Below are 3,234 nucleotides of genomic sequence, written 5' to 3' on the forward strand. Positions count from 1 at the left end.
AATAAACGCCTCCTTCTCCTCATCCGTTACATCCTCACGCCCCAACCACAGCAAAATCACCTGCTTCCACTGCGGTTCAAAAATCCGATATTGCTTCCCCTCCACCGGACAATTCCCATGATCCCTCGGCACAAAATAATCCCAATCCGCCACCGCCAACGCCGCAAAATACTCCTGAAACGTCGCATGATAAAACCCATATACCTTTTCGCGGGGACTTTCCGCCGCCACCCCCACCTGATTCAACCAGCCCAACCGTAACGCCAGATGAAACAAAGACCCCTGCGCCGTCGGTTTTCCCAAACTCTTACACACCAACCGATGAGTTAAGCGAAAGCGACCCGTTTCCGCCTCTAGGGATGCCTTCGCCAATGCCCCCAAACCCGCATTTAACCCTTCTTTTTCCTCCTCCGTCACCGCAAACGCCGTTTCCTTCCAGGCATACATCGCCTCGACAAAACCCGCATACAACTCCGCCGTGGTTTCCGGTAGCGCATCCTCCACCTTCCAAGTCGCACATAACAAGGTTAACCGCAGGGGATTGCGGCATAAATCCTTAATCCGTTCCTTCCCCCCCGCTTGCAACTGTGACCACAACGACTCCGCCTCCACCAACCCCGGAAACCACCGCTGGATAAACTCCTGCACCTGTTCATCCTGAAAGGGTTGGGTGAGATAGGTTTGAAACCCCTGTAACTGGCTGGGGTTGGCTTGCCACAAATTCAAGCGACAGGAAACAATCATCGGGGCATTCATCACCCAACCCCGGAAATTTAACCCCTGTTGGTCACTCTGGCTCATCTCATCCAAGCCATCCAACAGCAACCAGACTGCACCCCCTTTAAATTTCTGCTCCCAGTCTGCCTTAATTTCCTCTCTGGATAGCCCCAATGCCTCTTTGAGCCATTTTTGCTCTAAATACTCTCCCAGGGCTTGATTACCCAATTCGGCCAAGGATACCCAAATCACTAAATCATCGGTTTCCTGTAATAACCAAAAGGCTAATTTCTGGAGTAAGGTCGTTTTTCCCGCCCCCGGTTCGCCAATAATAGCCATCTGTTTTTGGGTGCGATCGCTAATGACTTCTTGGAGAAACTCCCGATAATCAAAGCGTTTCTCGATGGTTTCTTCCTGACGGGTGAACAAGTCTGAACCCTTTTCGGGGTCAATATCTTGGGGGTGTTTTTCGTTCTGACTCCGTTTCGGTTTCACCAGGGCTAAATCGACAAATAAATCCTCATCGATTAAGTTGCGATCGCCATAAACCTGACCTAAAACCGTATTGCTGGTTAAGGGTTTCTGCCCGATCAGCATCCGACGGCAGATATCTTGCCATTCATCGATCGCATATTCCACCATAAACCCGGCAATCTCTTGCCCAATCAGGGTTTTAAGTTGCTCATACCCCGTTTGAGAACTCTCCACAATCAGGATAATACTGCCTTCCTCAACCTTGGCAATAGAGAGAGTTTTATCCTTGAGACGGTTTTGCAGAGTTTGGGTAATTTCCGTGAGTTTCTGTTGCGCCTCTTGATAGTTGCCCTTCAGTCCTAAGATGCAGCGTTGTAGGGTGGCTGGGGTAGGTTCGGGTTGGGTTTGCTCTTGCTGCCACTCTGGAAATTTTACTTCCCATAGCCACTTATACCCCAGTTCCCAAGGACTTTTGCCTTTGGGAGGTTTACCTCTCTGAGTTTCTGGAATATCACAGCCATTTTCCCGCAAGGCTGGATAAACCTTCTTTAATTCATCCTGGATTTTCTGTTCTGGGTTTTCCGGCGTTTTTTGCCAACTCAGTCTCAACTGATTATTGGCTTTATCCGCATTCTCAGGGGCGAAGCGACCTAAAAAGGCCGTTCGTGTATCGCCATAAAAGTTGTACTGGGTTGCGAGGTGTTCTAAGAACTGGAGTTGTTGGTTGCGATCGCTCATAGCCCCTCATAGCTGAACTGCATTTTATTTTACAACATCAGCAAACCAATGAAATAGTCTTTCATCCTTCTTAATAATGTTTTATGAGACGGGGGCTGTCAAGGCCCCTCTAAGTTGATTGTCAAGACTTCACCTCTATCCCCAGGGTGGCGTTCATTCGATATTCTCATTTCATTTAAAGCATTAATACAGGTTTTTGGGGAACCGATTCTTCTAAAAACCATAAATAGAAAAATTCTATTTAATCTCTATTAATAACCACTTTTCTCTCTATTTTTACTCTTCTACGGTGAGATTAACAAGCAAAAAAGCTTGATTCCAGAACCGTTTAGAAAAGCAACATTAATGGATAATTTAACTGAAAATCAAGGGATTTCCGAAATTGGTCAATCTCTTACCGATAAAATCAAACAACGGCAAGCCCTAGAAGATGCTTATAGCAATTTTGTGGAACCCTATCTGAATCAAAGGATTGAAGTTAAGCTGGAGTCCTCCTGTTCGGTGGCGGTGAGTCCGGTTGGGTTTTACTATGCATCAGCATGGTTGCTGTTGGTAATGCTGTATGCTTTTTTGAGGCGCGGTTATCACCGCTAATCGGTGCAACAACCGGCGGGGTTTCAAACCCTAACCCTGTCAAGGTGATAAATTTAATCACGAAAAATCGTTGTTTCTTGTAGGGGTTTGGTTTCTAAACCCTCTTCAAGAGTAGGGTGGGCAGTACCGGATTTAATATTAGGAGTTGCTGAACATAGAAACCCGGTTTCTTGGCTTTTCAGGACACCCTTTTAACTCAGAAACCCCATTTCTGGGTGAAAAGGATTAAAGAATGAAAAAAGGGCGATCGCAACCGATCGCCCTTTTCTAATCAAAACACTGAACTAACTTGGTATAAACCTATAGAATGCCGTCTTTTTTCGCCATAGACAGCATCAAGTCCACAACGCGGCAGGAATAACCCCATTCGTTGTCATACCATGACACAATCTTAAAGAAATTCGAGTTCAGTTCCATTCCGGCACCGGCATCAAAAATGCTGGAATGAGAATCCCCAATAAAATCGGTGGAAACCACCTCATCCTCGGTATAACCCAAAATCCCTTTGAGTTCGCCCTCCGATGCCGCCTTCATCGCCGCACAAATTTCCTTATAGCTGGTTGCCTTGGTAGTCCGGAAGGTCAAATCCACCACAGACACATCCGGAGTCGGAACCCGGAATGCCATCCCCGACAGTTTACCTTTCAACTCGGGTAACACCAAGGTTACCGCTTTGGCGGCACCAGTGGAGGCGGGAATAATATTTTGGGC

2 protein-coding genes and 1 pseudogene are annotated in these 3,234 nt (G+C 46.8%); 1 reads left to right on the forward strand and 2 read right to left on the reverse strand.

What is annotated here, in order from left to right; translation table 11 throughout:
* The coding region (locus J0895_RS04180) for an NACHT domain-containing protein (protein WP_242541039.1) at positions 1-1,929 on the reverse strand (1,929 nt) is incomplete at its 3' end.
* Positions 1,930-2,274: 345 nt separating this feature from the next.
* Here J0895_RS04180 and J0895_RS04185 point away from each other — a divergent pair.
* Complete coding sequence (locus tag J0895_RS04185; RefSeq protein WP_207086867.1) at positions 2,275-2,523, forward strand: hypothetical protein; 249 nt, start codon at positions 2,275-2,277, stop codon at positions 2,521-2,523.
* Between the two features lie 300 nt (positions 2,524-2,823).
* Here J0895_RS04185 and J0895_RS04190 read toward each other — a convergent pair.
* Positions 2,824-3,234 (reverse strand): annotated as a pseudogene (locus J0895_RS04190) (type I glyceraldehyde-3-phosphate dehydrogenase); the annotation flags it as partial.

Source organism: Phormidium pseudopriestleyi FRX01 (assembly GCF_017313335.1).
In the GTDB taxonomy this organism is placed as follows: domain Bacteria; phylum Cyanobacteriota; class Cyanobacteriia; order Cyanobacteriales; family Laspinemataceae; genus Laspinema; species Laspinema pseudopriestleyi.

Coding starts and splice junctions, on each gene's coding strand:
- J0895_RS04185 (WP_207086867.1), top strand. CDS start 2,275: ATGGATAATTTAACTGAAAATCAAGGGATTTCCGAAATTGGTCAATCT.